16 protein-coding genes are annotated in these 19800 nt (G+C 54.8%); 5 read left to right on the forward strand and 11 right to left on the reverse strand.

The window, feature by feature from the left end; genetic code table 11:
- Window positions 1-39 precede the first annotated feature (39 nt).
- From accC to ppa, 4 genes are all read right to left on the reverse strand, one after another.
- Window positions 40-1380, reverse strand: a complete 1341-nt coding sequence (gene accC, locus ACXUPB_RS10005) for an acetyl-CoA carboxylase biotin carboxylase subunit (RefSeq protein ID WP_472956462.1) — start codon at window positions 1378-1380, stop codon at window positions 40-42.
- 31 nt (window positions 1381-1411) lie between these two features.
- Window positions 1412-1876, reverse strand: coding sequence for an acetyl-CoA carboxylase biotin carboxyl carrier protein (gene accB / locus ACXUPB_RS10010; RefSeq protein WP_179915195.1), 465 nt, complete (start codon window positions 1874-1876; stop codon window positions 1412-1414).
- Between the two features lie 357 nt (window positions 1877-2233).
- Entirely contained in the window at window positions 2234-4093 is a 1860-nt protein-coding gene (dsbD, locus tag ACXUPB_RS10015) for a protein-disulfide reductase DsbD (RefSeq protein ID WP_472956464.1), read from the reverse strand.
- A gap of 179 nt (window positions 4094-4272) precedes the next feature.
- Entirely contained in the window at window positions 4273-4803 is a 531-nt protein-coding gene (ppa, locus tag ACXUPB_RS10020; RefSeq protein WP_035558619.1) for an inorganic diphosphatase, read from the reverse strand.
- A 299-nt stretch (window positions 4804-5102) separates the two neighbouring features.
- Between ppa and ACXUPB_RS10025 the strand changes: the two genes are divergently transcribed.
- Window positions 5103-6818 (forward strand): bifunctional protein-serine/threonine kinase/phosphatase, encoded by a 1716-nt coding sequence (locus tag ACXUPB_RS10025; RefSeq protein WP_035558617.1) that lies wholly within the window; start codon window positions 5103-5105, stop codon window positions 6816-6818.
- Between the two features lie 85 nt (window positions 6819-6903).
- Here ACXUPB_RS10025 and ACXUPB_RS10030 read toward each other — a convergent pair whose 3' ends face one another.
- Both ACXUPB_RS10030 and rnt read right to left on the reverse strand, forming a co-directional pair.
- Entirely contained in the window at window positions 6904-8163 is a 1260-nt protein-coding gene (locus tag ACXUPB_RS10030; RefSeq protein WP_035558614.1) for a 6-phosphofructokinase, read from the reverse strand.
- Between the two features lie 201 nt (window positions 8164-8364).
- On the reverse strand, window positions 8365-9033 hold the full coding sequence (rnt, locus tag ACXUPB_RS10035; protein ID WP_008957300.1) for a ribonuclease T: 669 nt from the start codon (window positions 9031-9033) through the stop codon (window positions 8365-8367).
- Window positions 9034-9225: 192 nt separating this feature from the next.
- Here rnt and ACXUPB_RS10040 point away from each other — a divergent pair, with 192 nt between their 5' ends.
- The 3 genes from ACXUPB_RS10040 to ACXUPB_RS10050 all read left to right on the forward strand — a co-directional run bounded on the left by ACXUPB_RS10040 (window position 9226) and on the right by ACXUPB_RS10050 (window position 12005).
- On the forward strand, window positions 9226-10446 hold the full coding sequence (locus ACXUPB_RS10040; protein ID WP_035558611.1) for an argininosuccinate synthase: 1221 nt from the start codon (window positions 9226-9228) through the stop codon (window positions 10444-10446).
- A gap of 67 nt (window positions 10447-10513) precedes the next feature.
- Window positions 10514-10846, forward strand: coding sequence for an HlyU family transcriptional regulator (locus tag ACXUPB_RS10045; protein WP_179915192.1), 333 nt, complete (start codon window positions 10514-10516; stop codon window positions 10844-10846).
- A gap of 31 nt (window positions 10847-10877) precedes the next feature.
- Window positions 10878-12005, forward strand: coding sequence for a DUF294 nucleotidyltransferase-like domain-containing protein (locus ACXUPB_RS10050; RefSeq protein ID WP_472956468.1), 1128 nt, complete (start codon window positions 10878-10880; stop codon window positions 12003-12005).
- 10 nt (window positions 12006-12015) lie between these two features.
- Here the strand turns inward: ACXUPB_RS10050 and ACXUPB_RS10055 are convergent, their stop codons facing one another.
- Genes ACXUPB_RS10055 through ACXUPB_RS10070 form a run of 4 tightly spaced genes read right to left on the reverse strand, consistent with a single transcriptional unit; the run spans window position 12016 to window position 17429 of the window.
- Window positions 12016-14769, reverse strand: coding sequence for an ATP-binding protein (locus tag ACXUPB_RS10055; protein ID WP_472956727.1), 2754 nt, complete (start codon window positions 14767-14769; stop codon window positions 12016-12018).
- Between the two features lie 2 nt (window positions 14770-14771).
- Entirely contained in the window at window positions 14772-14981 is a 210-nt protein-coding gene (locus ACXUPB_RS10060) for a hypothetical protein (RefSeq protein WP_472956470.1), read from the reverse strand.
- 13 nt (window positions 14982-14994) lie between these two features.
- Complete coding sequence (locus tag ACXUPB_RS10065; RefSeq protein WP_472956472.1) at window positions 14995-17058, reverse strand: 3'-5' exonuclease; 2064 nt, start codon at window positions 17056-17058, stop codon at window positions 14995-14997.
- On the reverse strand, window positions 17055-17429 hold the full coding sequence (locus ACXUPB_RS10070; RefSeq protein ID WP_035558598.1) for a response regulator transcription factor: 375 nt from the start codon (window positions 17427-17429) through the stop codon (window positions 17055-17057). The genes ACXUPB_RS10065 and ACXUPB_RS10070 overlap by 4 nt, the downstream gene beginning before the upstream one ends.
- A 237-nt stretch (window positions 17430-17666) precedes the next feature.
- On the opposite strand from ACXUPB_RS10070, the gene ACXUPB_RS10075 reads away from it, so the two are divergent.
- Window positions 17667-18743 (forward strand): tRNA-queuosine alpha-mannosyltransferase domain-containing protein, encoded by a 1077-nt coding sequence (locus ACXUPB_RS10075; RefSeq protein WP_472956475.1) that lies wholly within the window; start codon window positions 17667-17669, stop codon window positions 18741-18743.
- Here the strand turns inward: ACXUPB_RS10075 and ACXUPB_RS10080 are convergent.
- Window positions 18726-19796: a hypothetical protein gene (locus ACXUPB_RS10080; RefSeq protein WP_335597564.1), complete on the reverse strand. Its 1071-nt coding sequence runs from the start codon at window positions 19794-19796 to the stop codon at window positions 18726-18728. The two genes, ACXUPB_RS10075 and ACXUPB_RS10080, sit on opposite strands and share 18 nt — an antisense overlap.
- Window positions 19797-19800: the final 4 nt, after the last annotated feature.

A 19800-nucleotide genomic window follows, 5' to 3' on the forward strand; every position in this document is an offset into this window, starting at 1 on the left:
AGCCACCCCGTTGGGCATCAAGCATAGCGCTGGAAGACGTTAACTGCTGAGTTTCTTTTCCAGATAATGAATGTTGACACCGCCTTGACGGAAATAGCTGTCGCGAACTAAATCCTTTTGCATGTCGATATTGGTTTTAATACCTTCCACCAGCAGCTCGTCGAGGGCATTGCGCATGCGCGTCAGCGCTATTTCACGGTCGGCGCCCCAGGTGATCAGTTTGCCGATCAGTGAGTCATAGTGCGGCGGCACGGTGTAGCCGGTGTAGAGGTGGGAGTCCATGCGGACACCCAGACCACCCGGTGCGTGAAACAGCGTTACCTTGCCGGGCGAAGGCATAAAGGTGCGTGAATCTTCAGCGTTAATCCGGCACTCGAAGGAGTGGCCGTTGAGCTTTACATCTTCCTGGCGAATCGACAGCGGTAGGCCCGAGGCAATACGTAACTGCTCTTTAACGATATCGACGCCGGTGACCATTTCGGTAACAGGGTGTTCTACCTGAACGCGGGTATTCATCTCAATGAAGAAATACTCGCCGTCTTCGTACAAGAATTCAAAGGTGCCTGCGCCACGGTAATTGATCTTAATACACGCCTGGCGGCATGCTTCAAGCACTTGGGCGCGGGCTTCCGGGTCCAGGCCTGGCGCAGGAGCTTCTTCAAGCACTTTCTGGTGACGACGCTGCAGCGAGCAGTCGCGGTCATAAAGATGAATCGCGTTACCCTGGCCATCGGCTAGCACCTGTACTTCGACGTGGCGCGGCTTCTCAAGGAATTTCTCCATGTAGACCGTACCGTCACCAAAGGCGGCGTGGGCTTCAGTGCGAGTAACGGTGATTGCCGAAAGCAGGTGGCCTTCGGTGTGTACCACACGCATACCGCGACCACCGCCACCGGAGGCTGCCTTGATGATCACCGGGTAGCCGATGCGACGCGCGGTGGCTAAATTGGTCGCGTCATCGTCACCCAAGGGGCCGTCTGAGCCTGGCACCGTGGGAACGCCCGCTTCCTTCATCGACTGGATAGCACTGACTTTATCGCCCATCAGGCGAATCGTCTCTGCGCGGGGGCCAATAAAGGTAAATCCCGAGCGCTCAACCTGTTCGGCAAAGTTGGCGTTTTCAGACAAAAAGCCGTAACCGGGGTGAATAGCGGTCGAATCAGTGACTTCGGCCGCACTGATCAGGGCCGGAATATTTAAGTAAGACTGCGCTGATGATGCCGGTCCAATACACACGGCTTCATCCGCCAGGCGAACATGCATGAGTTCACGATCAGCTTTGGAGTGTACCGCTACGGTTTTAATGCCCAGTTCTTTACAGGCCCGTAGGATACGGAGGGCAATCTCGCCGCGGTTGGCGATAAGTACCTTGTCCAGCATGGGAGAGTCCACCCGTGTTGAAAATGAAGGATTAAGCGATGACGATCATGGGTTGATCGAATTCGACCGGCTCACCATCTTCTACCAGGATGGCTTCCACCACGCCGTCGCGGTCAGCTTCAATCTGGTTCATCATTTTCATGGCTTCAATAATACAAATGGTATCGCCTTGCTTGACGCTATCACCGACTTCTACAAACGACTTGGCGCCCGGCGCTGGGCTGCGATAGAAGGTACCTACCATCGGCGAATTGACCGCTTCACCACGGTAGCTGGCGCCCTGAGGCTCGGCTTCAGCGGTAGGTGCCGAGGCAGGAGCGGGGGCTGGTTGGTAGCCAGGATGCTGCGCATATTGCGGCATCGGCTGCGGCTGCCAAGAAGCGCCATTAGGATGGCGGCTGATGCGAACGGACTCTTCGCCTTCCTGAATTTCAATCTCGCTAATATTGGACTCTTCGAGCAGCTCGATCAGTTTCTTAACTTTGCGGATATCCATGGCATAGCCCCATCAATGTCATAAAAGAAGATTATGAGAAATAATCACACAGTAACCGTGGCCTATAGGCGAGTTGCTGTGCGGCGCTGCGCGGCTCATCTATAGGCGCAGTAAACCAAATTTAAAAATGAAGAGAACGCTGCATGTTAGCGAACGTTACCCCGTTCTCACCCCTAAAAAAGGAAGTTTTTAGCTAATATGGGAGCGGAGTTTGCCGAAAAAGTGCCAGGATGTCCAGCGACAGCCTAAGCCAGTGCTTAAACTGACGATGAATGCAGATTTAAACAACTGTTTGACGATATTCGCGTCAAAACGTTGCTTAAGTGCCTTAGTGGGCAAGGCTCGTAGGGTGGTGGCTTAACTATTGGCAAGCCACTGGCTAACGGATTTAAGATGTTCATGCAGTTGGGCGGCGGTGACTTCGCCTTGAATGCGTGCATCCCGAATCTCTTCGCCTTGAATGAAAAACAGCAGGCTTGGCGGGCCGAAAAGATTGAACTGATCCAGTAGCTCACGACTTTGTGGGTCGGTCTGAGTCACGTCTGCGGCAATTAACGTGTAACCCTCTAGTGCCGCTGAAACACGTGGGTCAGGATAAACATCGCGCTCAAGCAGCTTACATGAAATACACCAGTCCGCGGTAAAGTGAACAAACGCGGGCCTATTAGCACTGTTCGCTTGAGCGATGGCTGCCTCAAGCGCTGAAAGCTTATCGACCTCAACAAAATCAAGCTCTGCCACTGGAGACTCTCCGGACACACTGGAGGTGGCTGCAAGGGGGCGCAGCGGGTTACTACCACCTTGCGCGGCACCAATGACCAGCAAGACACCCCACGCCAGCAGCAAAACCCCTAGTGTTTGACGTGCCCGCGGCCACCCTTGCGGCTGATTGAAATTCAATGCACCCAACGCGAGTGCTGTGCCGATCGCGAGTGATGCCCATAGAAGTAGTGCAATGGGCGCAGCGACTAAACGCTCGATCATCCAAATTGCCACGCCCAGTAACAACAGGCCAAAGGCAATCTTTACGCCATTCATCCAGGCGCCCGAACGGGGTAACAGCGTGGCGCCAAAGGTGCCGACTAAAAGAAGCGGTACGCCCATGCCAAGACCCAGCGCAAAGAGCACCGCGCCCCCCATGACTGAATCGCCGGTTGAGGAAATGAAGACCAGTGCTCCGGCTAATGGCGCGGTAACGCAGGGTGATACCACCAGTACTGAGAGCGCGCCTGCTAACGCTAAACCCGCTGGGCCACTACGCTGAGCGCGAGCCTGCCAAGCGTCAACACGGTTGGCCAAGCGAGGCGAGAGATTCAGCGTAAATGCCCCGAACATCGCCAGTGCAAAGAGCGTGAAGAGTACGGCGAAAGTGATAAGCACCGGTGCCGACTGTAAGCGCGCCTGCAGATTAAGGCCGGCGCCGAACAGCCCCATCAAGACCCCGACTAGCGCGTAGGTCAGCGCCATGCCCAGCACATAGCTTAATGAGAGGGCAAAGGCGCGTGGGCGGGTGGGGTTCTGGCCTACAACGATTGAGGAGAGAATCGGGATCATTGGGAGTACGCAGGGGGTAAAGGTAAGCCCAAGGCCGGCAATAAAAAACAGTCCTAACGCTAACGGTAAGCTCGCATTGCTAATCAAAGCGCTAAAGCGTCTATCTTCGCTTTGGGGTCCTGCGAAGTCACTCTGTGAAGTAGAGGTAGCGGTTTTACTGGCGGCGCTATCTCCTTCTTGCCAGTTCGCAAATTGACTGGGCGGCTCAGTCTCACTCGCTTGTAGGCTCAAGCGTTCCGGTGGATAGCATAGCCCTGCATCCGCGCAGCCTTGAAAGGTTAACTCAACGTTTAGCGGGCCTGCGTAGGGGGCGCTGATCGGTACTTCAAATACCACTTGGTCGCGGAAGATGTAAACATCGCCCATGAATTCATCGTTGGTGAATGTGCCTTCGGGGATGCTGAGTTCGCCAAGTGTTATACCCTCAGTCTGACTGGAGACAGCAAACTGATGCCGATAAAGATAGTACTCATCGGTGATATCGATGCCGATAAAAAGCGTTTCTCCATCGTGCCAAGCGGTAGGCTGAAAGGCTTCCATTACCGGTAAAAATTCATCTTGGTTGCTAGACGATGAAAACCATTGGGCGTGTGCGCTCAGCGGTAACCAGCCAAGAAAAAAAACAAGTAAGGGAAGTAGGCTCAGGCGTTTAAGAGATAACACGGTGCGTCCTTAATCAATGGCATCGCAAGCTAGGACAAATAGCATACCGCAACCTTGAATCTCTCGCGTATACGCTGCGGTGACGTGACGCGGTCGCTAATGGTGCGTTAATCCTAACAACCTAAAAGGTCGCCCGAAGGCGACCTTTTCACATACACAGAAGCAACTTTACAAACCGATTACGCTTTCTGGTAGGCGGTAACGGATTTTTCAATCGCTTTGCGCGCAGCGTCAGCGCCTTCCCAGGACTCAACTTTTACCCATTTGCCTTTTTCAAGATCTTTGTAGTTCTCGAAGAAGTGGGCGATTTGCTGGCGCAGCAGCTCAGGTAGGTCAGTGACTTCCTGAATGTCATCATAGAGCGAGCTAAGCTTGGCGTGGGGCACGCAAATCAACTTGGCATCTTCACCGGCTTCGTCGGTCATGTTTAAAATGCCTACCGGACGAGCGCGAATAATGCTGCCGGGTTGAACCGGGTGTGGGGTCACGACCAGCGCATCCAGGGCGTCGCCATCGTCGGCTAGGGTATGCGGGATAAAACCGTAGTTGGCGGGGTAGAACATGGGGGTGGCCATGAAGCGGTCAACGAGTAGCGCACCCATGTCTTTATCAATTTCGTATTTGATCGGATCGTGGTTGGCTGGAATTTCGATCACCACATAAACGTCGTTGGGGAGATCCTTTCCAGCAGGGATATTATCGAAGTTCATCGTTGATTCCTTGGTAGTACTGTGGCTTGAGTCGTGCAGAGGTTAGGTAATCGTTACAGAGTCGTTGATGGCGAAGAATTATACGAACATGACTACGCGATTACCAATGCGACATAGGTGGGCCGGTGTGGTTTAGCCGTTGCCCTATTATGAGGGAAATCAAAAAGGAGCGCATATAAAAGCGCGCTAATACGATAGAGACGTTTGTTGAGCATCGTTTCTGCTTCGCTGCGTGTATCATAGGCAGGGTTTATTGACAGTGAAGTCCCTCGATCGAGTCGGCAGCCTAGGAGGATGACTTGTCGCACGCCCAGTTGCTCATCAGTTATGGTCAAGCATTTGTTGCGCCGGACCGGCGCCTGCACCGCAGCTCAATGTCGGTTCGCTTTCCTGAAGCGCCGCTGCTGCGCGCCAAAGGTGGCTGTGCCGTCATCAGCGACTCTATCTCACGCAATACCATGGCCAAGCAGGCCGGTGATTTAAGCGTGCGCGGCTTTCTGGCCGATTACTTCTCGACCCCTGATCACTGGGATGTCAAAACATCGGCGACGAGAGTGCTGCGCGCGCTCAATAGCTGGTGCTATAGCCAAAGCCAGCATGTGAAAGAGGGCAGTTTTGTTTCCTCCATGTCGGCGATGGTGTTCCGTGGCCGCGAAGCGCATCTGTTTCACATGGGCGACACGCTGGTGTTCCGTTTGCGCGGGGCCGAGTTTGAGCAGTTGAGTCGTGATCATGTCACCGACTTAGGGGGGTACCGTTATCCTTCCCGGGCGCTGGGCATGGATGGCAGTGTTGATATCGATTACACCCATATAGCGCTCAAACAGGGTGACCTGTTCTTGTTCACCACCCAGGGTGTGCGCGGTACGCTGCTGCCTTCCGACTATGTGCGCTTGATCCGCCAAGATGCCAGTGATCTGGATGCCGCCTGCGAACGGCTTGCCGATGAAGCGAAGCAGCGCGCCCAGGATCGTGGCTACGGTGGCGATCAGTTCTGCTTCCAGTTGGTGCGAATCGATGAGTTGCCTGACGAAGTGACAGAGCATCCCGGGCAGCTTTATGGTGACCTGCCGATTCCGCCCGAGCTGGCGCCAGGGGAGCGTTTAGACGGCCTTGAAGTTCTCGCTGTGCTGTCTCGCACGGCGCAGTCGCGGGTTTATCGCGTCCGCGATGTGCATAGTGAACGTGAAATGGTCATGAAAGCGCCCAGCCCGGAACTTTCGTTGCGCAACGCTTATCTGGAGCACTTCCTGCTTCAGCAGTGGGTGGTCGAGCGCGTCAATTCTCCGTTTGTGGTCAAGGTGATGGAGCCGTCGCGGCCGCGCCGTTATCTCTATTACCTGATGCAGCACATTGAAGGTGAAACGCTGCGACAGTGGGCCGAACGCCATCCTCAAGCCAGTTTAACGCAGCGCTTAGATATTGCTAACCAGCTGGGTAAGGCGGTGCAGGCGCTGCATCACCGGGAAATTGTTCATCAGCAGATCAATCCCGATAATATTCTGATCGACCCGCACGGCAAGCTGGTGCTTACCGATTTTAGCGCCTGCCATATGCGCGATGGCGAAGGGCACCGCCACTCGGGGGAGTTGCTCCGCCAAATTGGCTTTAACGAGCACACCGCCCCTGAGTATGCGTTGGCCGACAGCATTGGTCGGCGCAGTGACCAGTACTCGCTGGCATCCACGACCTACTGGTTATTGACCGGTGCTTTGCCCTATACGTTGACGCCCAATCGCCTGCGCAGCCATACCGATCTTGAAGAATTAACCTACCGCAGCGCGCGCACAACTAACCCTGAGATATCCCAGGACTTGGACGATGCGCTACGCCGTGCTTTGGATCCGCAGCGGGCTCTGCGCTTTAGGCGTCTATCGGAGTTCTTGCATGCCCTTAGGGTGCCGCTGGGGCGGTTGCCGAACCGGGAAGAGAGCCGCCAGGAGCCGCGGCGTTTCTGGCAGGGGGTAGCAGGTATATTGCTATTGCTGCTCGTGCTTTCCTGGCTGTTGCGTTAGTCGTCAGCAATAAAAAACGGGGCGATGAAATTATTCATCGCCCCGTTTTTTATTACCGCACAGCTTGTTTCGCTGCGCGGAGTGTTTACAGCGTAAAAGTAGGCAACTTGCGCTCTGCTTTTGCCAGTTTCAGCTTGGCCACTTTCGGCAAGCCATTCTCAAACGGGGGGAAATCCTCGCCCTGGATCAATGGTGAGAGGTAATCCCGGCACGTCTGGGTAATCGCAAAGCCGTTGTCGCTGATAAAGTCGCGGGGCATAAATTTCTCTTTATTGGCCACCTGTGACAGCGGGGCAGAGATGACATCCCACTGGTAAGGTGACTGAGAAATACGACGAATAGCGGGCATCATGGCATTTTTGCCTGCCAGTGCCAGCGTCACCGCTTCGCGACCCACCGCATAGGCTTGTTCAACGTCGGTTTTTGAAGCCAGGTGACGCGCGGCGCGCTGTAGATAATCGGCCACCGCCCAATGGTACTTATAGCCCAAATCCTGCTTGATCATACCCGCAAGTGTCGGTGCGACGCCGCCTAATTGGCGATGGCCAAAGGCATCGGTATTGCCTGCGTCAGCTAGGAAAGTGCCATCTTCGTAGCGCGCGCCTTCAGAAACCACGATCACGCAGTAGCCATATTGTTTAACGCTTTCTTCAACCCGCGCCATGGCCGCTTTACGGTTAAACGCAATTTCCGGAAATATGATCATGTGCGGCGGCTCGCCTTCGCCTTCGCCCGCTAAACCACCGGCAGCGGCGATCCAGCCCGCGTGGCGACCCATTACCTCAAGCACAAACACTTTCGTTGAGGTAGCGCACATGGAAGCGATATCCAGCGAAGCTTCCAGGGTTGAAGTGGCAATATACTTGGCCACACTGCCAAACCCTGGGCTGTTGTCGGTAATCGGCAGGTCGTTATCGACAGTCTTAGGCACGTGAATGGCGGTGAGCGGATAGCCCAGCTTCTCGGAAAGCTGAGAGACCTTCAAGCAGGTATCGGCGCTATCGCCGCCACCGTTATAGAAAAAGTAGCGAATATCGTGAGCTTTAAAGACTTCGATCAAGCGCTCGTACTGGGCGCGGTGAGTATCAATGTCTTTAAGCTTATAGCGGCAAGAGCCAAAAGCGCCGCCTGGTGTATGGCGTAGGGCTGCAATCGCTTCATCACTCTCTTGGGTAACGTCGATAAGGTCTTCCGTTAAAGCCCCGATAATGCCGTTATGACCGGCGTAAACCTTGCCAATCTGATCGGGTGCCTGACGGCAGGCTTCGATAACGCCGCAGGCGCTGGCGTTGATCACGGCGGTGACGCCACCGGATTGGGCGTAAAAAGCATTATGCTGGGCCATGGAAACGTCTCATCTCCTGAAAATGGATAAAATTAATCGATATCGTTTTATCACCGCCACACACGCGCTAACCGGCATTGTCGGTGGTAAAGCACATTGCTGTAATGCGGCAAAGTTTAGCGTAAAGCCTGGTTTTCTGCATTAGCGGCTCTCTGCATTAGCGGCTCTCTGCATTAGCGGCTAGGCGGCGGATGCCAGGTGCTAATCAGTGCTATCCATCTCTTGTTCGCGCTGAGCAAGCTGCCAGCCGCCCAAATCTTTATAGCGATTTACCATGGAGCAAAACAGCTCGGCGGTTCGCTCAGTATCGTAACGGGCGGAGTGGGCAGCTTTATTATCAAACTCAATGCCAGCTGCACGGCAGGCGCGGGCAAGCACGGTTTGTCCATATATCAAGCCAGCCAGAGTGGCTGTATCAAAGCTAGAAAATGGGTGAAATGGATTGCGCTTAATGCCGCAGCGATTCACCGCCGCGTTCAAGAAGCCTTGATCGAACGCCGCATTATGACCAACTAAGATGGCGCGAGTGCAATCGTGAGCTTTGATTGATTTACGTATAGGGCGAAAAATTTCATTGAGTGCTTCAGCTTCGCTAAGCGCGACCTGGCTGCGTAACGGGTCATCCAGGTTAATGCCGGTAAAATCGAGCGCCGACTGCTCAACGTTCGCCCCTTCAAAGGGGTGAATGTGGTAAGCATAGGTAGCATCAGGCAGCAGGTTGCCTTCCGGATCCATGGTCAGCGTAACGGCAGCAATCTCAAGTACGGCATCACCTTGGGCATTAAATCCCCCGGTTTCTAAATCAACGACCACCGGCAGGTAACTGCGAAAACGTTGGGCCATTAATTCGCGGGCAATTGCCTCGCTCATGCAGCTCTCCTTATGTTCAAGCGAGTAATAGTAAAGCGAGTAATCATTCGACATTAGCGGCAAGCCGCCGCTTTGAATGGAGTGATTCTAGCAGCTTTAGCCCCCAGGCGTCGTTGACGGTATTCGCTGGGCATTGAGAACGCTATACTCAGTGTCTGTCTCAAATCCAATCGCTTTTTAAAGGAGCAAAGAATGTCCGATGTCAAAAAGGTTGTGCTGGCATATTCAGGCGGCCTGGACACATCCGTTATCGTTAAGTGGTTGCAAGAAACCTACAACTGCGAGGTAGTGACTTTTACTGCCGACATCGGTCAGGGCGAAGAAGTCGAACCTGCGCGAACTAAAGCGCAAGCGCTTGGCGTAAAAGAGATTTACATCGAAGACCTGCGCGAAGAGTTCGTGCGTGATTACGTCTACCCAATGTTCCGCGCTAATACTATTTACGAAGGTGAGTACCTGCTGGGTACCTCTATCGCCCGGCCATTGATCGCCAAGCGCTTGATCGAAATTGCCAATGAAACCGGCGCCGACGCTATTTCACACGGTGCGACGGGTAAAGGTAACGACCAAGTTCGCTTTGAGCTTGGCGGCTATGCCCTTAAGCCTGGCGTAAAAGTAATCGCCCCTTGGCGTGAGTGGGACTTAACCTCCCGCGAAAAGCTAATGGCGTATTGCGAAGAGCATAAAATTCCGGTCGATTTTGCCAATAAAAAGAAAAAATCACCGTATTCCATGGATGCCAACTTACTGCATATCTCTTACGAGGGCGGTATTTTGGAAGATCCTTGGGCTGAAGCAGAAGACGATATGTGGCGTTGGAGCGTCTCTCCTGAAGCCGCACCAGATACCCCTACCTACGTTGAACTGACGTATGAAAAGGGTGATATCGTGGCCATCGATGGCGAGCCGTTGAAAGCTCACGAAGTGCTGGAAAAGCTCAACAAACTAGGTGGTGATAACGGCATTGGCCGTTTGGATATTGTTGAAAACCGCTACGTGGGCATGAAATCTCGTGGCTGCTATGAAACGCCCGGGGGCACCATTATGTTGCGTGCTCACCGTGCCATTGAATCACTAACGCTAGACCGCGAAGAAGCCCACCTGAAAGATCAGCTGATGCCGAAATACGCGGAAGTGATCTATAACGGTTACTGGTGGAGCCCTGAGCGTCGCATGCTGCAAGCGGCCATCGACGAGACCCAAAAGAATGTAGCGGGTGTCGTGCGTATGAAGCTCTATAAAGGTAATGCGACCGTCGTGGGTCGTAAATCCGATGAATCGCTATTTGATGAGTCGATCGCTACGTTTGAAGATGATGCGGGCGCTTACAACCAGAAAGATGCCGAAGGCTTTATCAAGCTGAATGCTCTTCGCCTGCGCATTGCTGCTGGCAAAGGCCGTAAGCAAAGCTAATTTTTAAAGCGCATATGTTGATAGGGCGGCAGCTAATCGCTGCCGCCCGGCATATTAAGGAACCCCTATGTTCAAAAAATTATTATCCGGACTCTTTGGTAGTGATCGTCAGGCTGCTCCCGGCGCTACCACCAAAGCGGCTGATGCCGTGGAATACAAAGGCTATGAGATTGTGTCTCAGCCGGATGATCAAAGCGGTCAATACCGCGTTAGCGGTTGGATTCGTAAAGCTGATGCCAGCGGTGAAACCCTTGAACACCGTTTTGAGCGCTCCGATATGCTGCCAGGTCGCGAAGCGTGTGATGCCATGCTGGTCACTAAAGCGCAGCGCTATATCGATGAAGTCGGAGAGGCAATGTTCGAGCCTGACCCACGTCGTGCTGGCGACAGTACAGAGTAAGCCGACACAAACGTTCGTAAAGGAGAGGCGTATGCGAGTAGTACACCAAGCCTCGCCCTGGCGCTCCTTATTCAACGAGCATGGACGTTTTAACACCGTGGCGCTCGACGCGCCGCTCCAGCATCTTTTCTCAAAACTCTCTTTACCTCAGACTTCTATTGCCGACGCCTATGCGTGGCAACCCTCCTTGGTTGAAACACTGATACATTACGATTTACCCGCTTGGCGTATTAGCCAAGTCATCAGTGATCATAATGCCTGGCTATATCGTCGAGCGATTGCGCAATCCCTTGATGAACTGCAGGCGCAAGGGTGGGGCACACCACCGGTCAATTACTGTGTGTTGATGTTAGGTTCGGCGGCCCGCTACGAGAGCCTGCTCGGCCCCGATCAGGATAATGCGCTGATTATCGATGATTACCCTGACCATCGGCATGTTGAGATTGACGGCTACTTTCAAGCCCTGGGCGAGCGGTTTACTCAACGCCTGGATGAAGCCGGCATTCCACTGTGCCGCGGCCATGTGATGGCCCGCTGGCCCATGTGGCGCAAGCGGATAAGTGAATGGCATGCACAGCTTGAAATCTGGAGCGCGGATCGGCGTGTAAAGCGCGTTCAGCAGACCAATATTTTGCTCGATTTTGCCCCCGTCGCTGGCAATTCAGCGCTTGCTGAGCAACTGGGCGTGAGCATCGCTTCAATACTTCCTAAAGCGTCACTATTTATGGATGAAATGGCAGCGTTACTTGATCAGTTGCCGGTCGCGCTGGACCGTTTTGGGCGAATCGCCTCAAGTCCGCATCTCGATGCCCCGCACGACCACGCCGTTAATCTTAAACACCAAGGCTTAATGCCGCTGATCAGCGCAGCGCGTTTGCTCTGCGTTCGTCATGGCCTGCGTGAAATAGCCACTCGAGAGCGCTTGATAAGGCTCAGTCATGTGGAAAATGTGCTGCCTAGGACGCAATCCGACCTATTGCTGGCAGTCTTTGAGCGACTTCAGCAGCGCCTGTTGGATCAACAGCGTATCAACAAAAGCGCTGGCCAAGCCGCTGACGGTTGGGTGGATCTTCGCCGCCTGCGTGAAGACGAGCGCCTGCTGTTAAAGTTTGATCTGCAGCAGATTAGAGCATTTATTCAGCGCGCCAAAAGTGCTTAGCGGAATAGCATCAAGCGTGAGTGTCATTCGGCGCCGCGGGTAGCTCCAGTGTTAAACATGCGCCGCCCAGCGTTTTGGCATCCTCAACCCAGAGGCGTCCACCCAGATGGGCGATAATTCCACGGCTAATGGGTAGTCCCAAGCCACTCCCTCTGGGGCGCCCTCTGGGAATATCGTCGTTCTGCTGTATCTGATGGAATTTTTCAAACACCCGTTCACGCTCATCCGCGCTAATGCCGGCGCCGTTATCCTCTACGCTTAAACGGAAATGGCGGCGATGGTGATAGAGCGACAGGCGCACTTTAGGCTGGTTTCGATCAGCAAACTTACTAGCGTTATCAAGCAGGTTAATAATCACCTGTTCTAAACGATCATGGTCGCCAACCACCATCGCTGGGTCTGCTTCTAAATGAACCTCTAATTGGATACCACGCTCTTGGTGCAAATGCGCAATGGCGTCAATGCTATGTCGAGTAAGGGCGGCAAGGTCGAGTGGCACCGGGTTAAGCGTTAAACGGCCACTTTCCAGCCGGGCAAGGTCGAGAATTTCTTCGATTAAGCGCGAGAGCCGTTGGCTTTCGAGAACGATGACACCCAGAAAATGCTGGCGCTTTTCATCGGACAGCTGGCCGCTATCGCGCAAAATTTCGGCAAAGGCGCGGATGGAGGTAAGCGGCGTGCGGAGCTCATGACTGACCATGGCGACAAACTCATCTTTCAAACGATCCAGCTCCCGCAGCCGCTCATTAGCGCTGCGCAACTCTTCGCCGATCTGGACGAGCTCTTGGGATTTCTGCTCCAAGCGACGGTTGTACTCAAGGGTTTGTGAGGTGGTATCCAGAATGCTGAGAATCGACTCAATATCCAGTGCTTCGCCACGGACCACTGAGTTGATCAACACGCGGGCTGAAGAGCTGCCCAGAGCCCCCGCCAATGCCTGCTCTGCACGTGTAATCAACTCGGCGGCAGCGGGCTCGTCCGCCACAAATGCGTTTTTGGTACTGCTGTGGCTGAATACTCGGCGGGTAGTCTGGGCACCTAGATAACGAACCAAAAGCTCTTTGAGTGCCCCCTGAGTGGTTTGACCGCGCATTAATGACGCAGAGAGTGATGTTGTTTGTAGATTGGGGTGCATGGCTTCGGTGAATAGCGCCGCCTGAGTTTGCTCCAGGGGCGTTGGGCGGGTAAACAGCGAAACACCGACCAGCAACCCGACGTTGACCAGCATGCTCCAGAGCAGCGAGTGGGTGTAAATATCCCAATTTTCGAGTCCAAACAACGCATAGGGTTTCAACCAGCCGATTCCCCATGGCCCGTTTGTAAGTAGCGTGGCATCCAACCAGCCCGACTGGGCAAAGCCCGGCAACAGTAGCGTATAGCACCACACCAAGAAACCCGCGATTAAGCCTGCTGTGGCGCCCTGGCGAGTCGCACCACGCCAGTAAAGGCCTATCAATAGCGCCGGTGCAAACTGTGCCGCACCTGCAAAAGAGACTAGCCCAATGGTGACCAGGCTGTATGAGTCGCCAATGAGTGCATGGTAGAGATAACCCAGCAGCAGAATAAGCACGATAGCGACCCGGCGAATACCCAGTAGCCAACCGGCAAGTTCGCCTTTGGTACTTAAATGTAAGCGCCGTGAGCGCAGCAGCAGTGGCATCACCAACTGGTTGCTAACCATGGTGGAGAGGGCGATTGTCTCGACGATCACCATGCCGGTGGCTGCTGAAAGCCCCCCAATAAAGACCAGTAGCGGCAGGCCTTCTAAACCTGCTGAAAGCGGTAGCGTCAGAACAAAGCTATCGGGATCACCTGCGCTCGCACCTAGCAGCAGGCCTGCCAGGGCGATAGGGATCACAAACAGGTTGATCAACAGCATATAGAGGGGAAATAACCAGCTCGCTCTGGCTAAATGCTGTTCATCGACATTCTCAACTACCAGTACCTGAAACTGGCGGGGCAGGGTTAAAAAGGCCAGGAAGGCGAGCACCAACATGCCCACCCAGCCGGTGGCGCCACCAGGAACGTTGTCCAGCCGCATGCTATCGACCAGCGCTGGCGTGGCCGCTACCTGCGCAAACAGCGCCGCGGGGCCTTCAAACATCACAAAGACCACGAACACACCGACGGCCATAAAGGCGACTAGCTTCACCAGGGATTCCAGCGCGATGGCGGCCACCATGCCTTCGTGGCGTTCGCTAGCATCCAAGTGGCGGGTGCCAAAGAGAATAATAAATACCGCCAGCACCAGCGCGACCCAGAGAGACTTATCCATCCAAAAGTGTTCATCCACCAGCGTCGTGTCGGCCGCTTGTGGATAGTTGATAAGGACTGCATGGCTAACGGTAATCGCCTTCAATTGCAGGGCAATATAAGGCGTGATACTGATCAGGGCCATTAAGGCCACCAGTGCGCCTAAGCTGGTACTTTTACCGTAGCGGGCACTGATAAAATCGGCAATGGACGTAATGCGCTGGCGGGCGGCAATGCGCACCATCTTGCGTACCACGAAGGGTGCCAGCAGCATGGCGAGGGTGGGGCCAAGATAGATGAGTAAAAAGCTGGGGCCGAACTCTGCGGCGCGCCCCACGCTGCCGTAGAAGGTCCAGGCTGTGCAGTAAACGGCAATGGAGAGGGCATATACCGTGGGCGAGCCGATCAGCGATCGCCCTTGCTCGGCCCGCCGGTCGCCCCAGGCGGCGACCACAAACAGCAGCGCTAAATAGCCAAAGGCAGTGCCCAGGATGACGGCGTCAGTACGCATCATCAGCGATCCGCACGGTATTCCATTAGCCAAGCCGTCAAACCGATGACGACTGCCCAAGCGCAAAACAGATAAAGCGGTAACCAGCCGATGTTAAGGGAGGGAAGACGGTCTATTACGATTATCAGCGGTGGACAGAACAGCAGTAAAGCGACCGCTACCAGGGCCATTAAGCGTTCGCTTTTGCGCGGTTTACTGCCTGAGTTTTTCATGTCGCTGTGTCCTTCATAAGGCACTCGCATCCTGTCGGTCAAAGGCATTGGCTTGCAGCGCTAACAGCTGTTCCAGGGTGTCGACGCCGCGGGCCTCTAAGCGTGGCAGCAGGGCTAGCCAGAGTTCTGCGGTGACTCGAGCATCACCTAAGGCAGTGTGGCGGGTGCCGGGAGGGAATGCCAGATCGTAGCGCTGGGCGAGGCTATCCAGGTCATGTCCGTCCAAGGCTTCGTCCAGCGCTCGTGAAATCAGCAGGGTATCGATGACGGGAATATCAAAAGTGACGCCTTTGTGACTGATGGCAAGCAGATCGAATGCGGCGTTATGGGCCAGCAAGACGGCTTCCCCTACAAAGTCACGAAAGCGGGTAAGTACGATATCCAGCGGTGGGGCGCCAATGACATCAGCATCGGTAAGGCCGTGAATGGCCGTGCTGGCGGCAGGTATAGGTCGCTGAGGATCGACTTTTTGATCAAAGGCCTCGCTTGCCAATAGTCGCGCGTTGACCACGCGACAGGCACCAAGACTGATCACCGTATCGCCTCGGCGCAGCTCAAGTCCGGTGGTTTCGGTATCAAACGCCACGACCTCCAAGCTGCGCAAGGAACGACTAGCCAGCGCTTCATCCGGCGGAGGCAGGTCGGCAATTCCAAAATCATGAAACTCGGGGCGCGGTGGTGCCGTTTCACGCGGGGCACCAACGCGCTCAACGGCGGGGAGCGGAAGGCGCAGGCGGGCATGCACACCATCATCGTCAGTCAGACTCCAGATGTCGCTGGCGTGTTGGCGTAGCACGTCGGCAACACTGGGCGTTAGGGGCAGCGAGCTGAGCGGTTGCTGGCGCCACTCCGCCAATTCATGTTCGGGGATCGCTTTGCCGCGCCAGATAAGATCTAAATAGACGCGTTTATTACCCAGGCATATCTCACCTTCAAAGCCGCTCTCAGGAAGGTGGGTATTGAGGTGCTTCACTAAAGAGTCGAACAGAGCAATCAGTGCGGGTGCATCGCCTTTAAACCAAGCGGGCATTCCCACTGGGGTAATTAAGCGATGCTTTGGATCTAGGCGTTCATCCAGGGCTTGCCAGAAATCGTTCGACCACATCGGCGTTAAGCGCTCGCCCTGATGCTGCATATCATCGAGCAGTTGGCCGATTTTGGCCACGTTGTCGCCTAACGTGATGCCTTCCTCATGAATGACGCGCTCAAACCGTTGACGCAGCAATGACGTGCTGGCGTCGTTTTGATGGCGGAGTTGGATCAGCGCATCGGCGGCGCTGGTGAGACTGGCGGTATGCTGGCGTAGGGGGGTCAGCATATCGGCCAATTCGGCTCTTACCCCCATTTCACTCGACCACGACGCCGTTGCATCGCCAAACGTCAGCAATGTTTCGCCATCGCTACCCGGCACGCGACGCAGTATCACTTTGAGCCAGCGGTTATCGCAGGGGGCGAGCAGCTCTCGCGGGGAGCCGTCGTTAGGCAGTTGGCTGAGTGCTTGCTGCAAGCTGGCCACAGGGAGCAGCGCTTCAAGTCGTTTGCCCAGGCCTAACCCTGTATTACCTTCAAAGAAGTCTTCTGCCGCTTGGTTAAACAGCATCACACGACGGTGGTAGTCACATAAAAGCAGGGGCGTTTCGAGTACCTGCAGCAGTGTTTCCAGCTCCTGACGAATGCGCGCCGCACTGCGTGCGCCGTCGGCGTGGGCAGTAGCGAGGCGGCTACGATCTTCGCGCCAGCTTTCGCGCACACGGCGTAAATCTGGCCCCAGCCCTTTTAGCCAACCCTCGGGTGGGTGTTCGTCACGGGCGTCGGGATTGGCAACCAAACGTGCCAGCTGAACCTGTAAATGACGCAGCGGTGTAAACAGCATGCGTTCAAGCACTAAGCCCACCAAAAATAGGGTCGCGCCGCCGGAAAAGCTGCCTAGCCATAGCGCCATGCGGGTGACGCCTGTGGGCGCGAGCTGAGCATCCAGCCAAGCGGCAAAAATAGCCCCGCCCAATAAGCTGATGCCGCTTAGCGAGAGCCATAGGCCAATCAGGCGCTGGCGTTTGGGCAGCCCACCTCGGGTCATGGCTGCTCCTTAATGAGTAGCGCTTTGACTTTTTCCACCAAGGATTGGGTGGAAAAAGGCTTGGTAATGTAGTCATCAGCGCCCAGCGCCATGCCTTTTTCACGTTCTACATCACGGCCGTGAGCGGTGAGCATAATAATCGGCAGTTGGGCGGTGGCCTCTTCGTTGCGTAGGCGTTCTAAAACGTCAAAGCCGCTAATCCCCGGCAGGCTAATATCGAGCAAGAGTAGATCAGGCTGGCTATCGGTAACACGTGCTAGCGCCTGTTCACCATCTTCGGCTGTTACTACCTCAAACCCTGCTTGCTCCATTAAGAACTCAAGCGATAGAACAATGTTGGGTTCGTCATCGACGACGAGCACTTTGGCCATGGTGTTCTCCAGCTTTTATTTGTTTTAACGATGCATGCTTGCAGTCTAGATAGATCGAGACTGCCAGCCAAGACGACCTTGGCCGAATGCACCGGCAGATAAACTGCTAGCAGCGAGCAATTGAGCCTGGTTTGGTACACTGCTTAGCTCCTGTGCCATGGCTTAACATGCTATGTCTTAAAGTGCTATGTCTTAAAGTGCTATGGCTTACCACTGATCTGCTTGCTAAGGCTGTGAATGCGCGTACTACTGTTATCCGCCTACGAAGCGGTGAGTCATCGCTACTGGGCGCAGAGTTTAATGGCGCAGCTTGATGAAGTGTCTTGGACGCTCCTGACTCTGCCGCCACGTCATTTTGCCTGGCGTATTCGTGGCAACCCTTTAAGTTGGATGCTCAAAGAGCATGACGCCCTTAGCCAGCCCTATGATGTGGTGTTAGCGACGTCGATGGTTGATTTAGCCACCTTGATCGGATTGTTTCCTCATCTTGGGCGAGCAAAAAAAATTGTCTATTTTCACGAAAACCAGTTTGCCTATCCTAAGTCTAGCGATCAGATACCCCAAGTAGAGGCCAAAATGGTCAATCTCTACACGGCGCTAGCGGCGGATAGTGTGGTGTTTAACAGTGCCTATAATCGTGACTCCTTTATCGATGGTGCACGGGCGTTTTTGAAAAAAATGCCGGAAAATCTGCCTGCGGCAAAGCCACTGGAGGCGCTGCGCGAGCGGTCTCAGGTTTTACCAGTACCCATTTCTGAATGTTCAACATCCCGCCAGCAAACGGCTGTTCAAAAAACGGTGCCACAGCGCATTGTCTGGAATCACCGCTGGGAGTATGACAAAAATCCTGATGACTTCTTTGCCGTGCTGTTCGCGCTAAGCGATGCCGGAGTGGCGTTTGAGCTGGCAGTGCTAGGCCAGCGCTTTCGCCAAGCCCCGGCCATTTTTGACGAAGCCGAGCAGCGCTTAGCCAAGCATATTGTGGCTTGGGGGCCGCAGCCCGAGGAGGCGTACCGTGAGTTGCTAGATAGCGCAGGCATTGTGGTTTCGACCACCTGGCATGAGTTTCAGGGGTTGGCGATTATGGAGGCGGCCCAGCGTGGGGCACTGCCTCTGGTGCCGGACCGGCTTTGCTTCCCGGCTTTATATCCACCTGGCTACCGCTACGACGGCACCCGAGAAGGGCTGTATGAGCGACTCAATGCTTGGCTGACAAATCCCGCCGCGCGTCCTGTCACCCTTGATACTTCGGTTTGGGAGTGGCCCGCTTGGCGCGAGGCCTACCGCCAACTTCTATCAGTCGAGCCGGTCTAATCGCCGCGTCGGCCAGTGCACCACGGCGGTATGGCGACGCATCTTCTGTGCAAGCGCCGGGTGCTCACGGCGGATTGCCTGCTCGGCAAACTCTGACAGAAAGTGGGATTTCAACTCCGCGCGGGCGCGGTCGACGCCGCTGTGCTGGTAGGGCGTTGAAGCCAACAGCATAAAGCCATCGTCTGGGATGCGTCCGGCGTGCATATTGGTGTCAATGATAGTGGCCGCCGTGCCAATGGGCACTGCTAAGTCCGGCCCGTAGGGGCCAATGATCAGGGCGGTATTGGGTAGGTGCAGAAAATCAAAGCCCCGGCCGATGCAGATCACCCATTCGCGGTGCTCGATATCGAGCTCCCGCTCGACGCCATGCAATTCGCTAACGTGGGCAAGGTTACCTTCCAGCAGAGGCAACAAATCGCGTTGCATCTCATGCGGCATATCGGGGCAAATGGCATTCAGTTGACTGCTTAGCCCTTCTGGGGCTCGGCCAATCCACTCGCTGACATCGAGTGGCGTGCCGTCTTGGCCATGAATCACCAGCGCATCGCTGTCGGTTTCAAAGCCGCATACCAGCGGGTAAACCTGTTGGTGGTCATGACCAAATAGCTTGCCCGCCTGTTCGGCAATATCATAGGCGTGCGCTTTCGCCGCTTGGGTATCACAGTTAAACCCGGCGCAGCCGCGGGCTTGGTTACCACGGGAAAAATGGTAGGTGATCAGCATTAGCGTGCTGCGCCCCGCCTGAGCGGCATTGATAACCGTCTCGGTCAGCAATTCCCCCAAGTAGGGCCAGCCTAGATCAAAAATACCGCCCAGGTTACGAAACGGGGTAATGATCCCTAACGGCGTGCGCGTGGCGTGGGGAATATGAATGCGCCCATCCATGCACTTCATGACGACGATAGATGTCGGGTGCTGTGCCATATAACGTTGCCGCGCCAGCCATGCCCCTGGACTACAAAAATGCTCGGCGTGTTGCCGAGACAGATCCAGTAGCGCATCAATACGCTGCTCAATGGGCTGATCATGCAGTAGCGTGGCAGGGGTAGGCATGAAG

Source organism: Vreelandella sp. DA03-1M, assembly GCF_055725665.1.